This is a genomic window from Roseomonas rosulenta, assembly GCF_016106005.1.
Classification (GTDB): domain Bacteria; phylum Pseudomonadota; class Alphaproteobacteria; order Acetobacterales; family Acetobacteraceae; genus Neoroseomonas; species Neoroseomonas rosulenta.
This window is the reverse complement of record NZ_JACADR010000535.1, coordinates 1-1,318: the sequence shown is the minus strand read 5'-3', so window position 1 is coordinate 1,318 and position 1,318 is coordinate 1. Positions and strand designations below refer to the sequence as shown.

Sequence of the window (1,318 nt, the reverse complement as noted above, 5' to 3'; positions counted from 1 at the left end):
CGGGCGGGGCGCTGGCGGGGCGACGATCGCGCGCGCCAGCGCCCCCCCCGCCCGAGCTTCGCCCGCTTCAGCTGGCGCCGGAGGCGCGCACCACAGGCGCCCAGCGGACGGCTTCGCGCGCAACGAAGTCGGAAATTTCGGCGGGCGTCGGGTCGCCGAGCGAGACCATGCCGATCGCAGCCCAGCGCTCGCGCGCGGCAGGCTCGGCCATGGCGGCGGCCAGGTGCGTGCGCAGCCGGCCGACGATCTCGCCCGACAGGCCCGCCGGACCCGCCAGCAGGAACCAGTTGGACGCCACCGAGCCAGGGAAGCCAGCCTCCACGATGGACGGCACATTCGGCACCGAAGCCACGCGCTGTTCGCTCGTGACCGCCAGGCCGCGGATGCTGTTGCCCTGCACGCCGCCGGTATGCGCACCCACCGTGTTCCACAGCGAGGTGGTGTTGCCGCCGATGATCGCCTGCTCGGCATCCGCCGCGCCGCGGAAGGGCACGTGCAGCAGTTCGACCCCCGCCTCCTGCGCCCAGAGCATGCCCGCGAGGTGCCCGACCGACCCCACGCCGGAGGACCCGAAGGACATCGCCTCCCGCCGCGCGGCGGCGGCGGCCTTGTAGTCGGCCATGGTGCGGATCGGCCCGTCGCCCTTCACGGCGCACAGGATCGGCGCACCGCCGAACATGGTTACGTAGGCGAAGGAGCGTTCCGGATTGTAGGCCGGCGGCGGTGTCATGCTGACCGAAACCGCAAGCGGCCCGGTATTCGTCACGAGCAGCGTATACCCATCCGGCGCCGCGGCGGCGACCTGCGCGGTGCCGACCGCCCCGCCGGCGCCGGGGCGGTTCTCGACGATAAAGGGCTGGCCGAAGGCGCGCTCCATCCCCGCCGCCAGGAAGCGCATGACGATGTCGGAGGTACCGCCCGGCGCATAGGGGTTGATGATCCGCACCGGGCGGTTCGGCCAGGCGCCTTGCGCGTGCAGCGCCGAGGGTGCTGCGAAGATCGCGGGGGTGGCGAGAAGCAGGCGGCGACGCAACATGAAGTGCCCTTTCCGATGGCCGGTGGCGCGACGCCTGCCCGCGCGCTGGGCAATCCGGGGCGGCGGGCTGCAGGCGCCAAACCGTGGCATGGCCCAGGCTCGGGGATCAGCAATCCTCATGCCGCGCGGGCTGGCAGGCGGCACCGTCGGCAGCGGGGCGGTGGTGGGCCGGGGTCCCGCCGCCTTCGGCAGGGCCCCGCGCGCCTCGAGCGCAAGCCTGCGGCGGCAGCCTCAGCGTTGCGCCTGGACCGTGGCGCGCGGCACCGGGCGCGGCAGTGCCGG

At 74.3% G+C, this 1,318-nt stretch carries 1 protein-coding gene; it reads right to left on the bottom strand.

Going from position 1 to position 1,318, the window contains the following annotated elements; translation table 11 throughout:
- Nucleotides 1–67 precede the first annotated feature (67 nt).
- The gene (locus tag HW578_RS26660; protein ID WP_198373714.1) at nucleotides 68–1,036 is read right to left on the bottom strand and encodes a Bug family tripartite tricarboxylate transporter substrate binding protein; all 969 of its coding nucleotides are present in this window, start codon (nucleotides 1,034–1,036) and stop codon (nucleotides 68–70) included.
- Nucleotides 1,037–1,318 lie beyond the last annotated feature (282 nt).

Bases quoted from the DNA above. Each gene is read 5' to 3' on its own strand.
- HW578_RS26660 (WP_198373714.1), bottom strand. From the start codon at position 1,036: ATGTTGCGTCGCCGCCTGCTTCTCGCCACCCCCGCGATCTTCGCAGCA.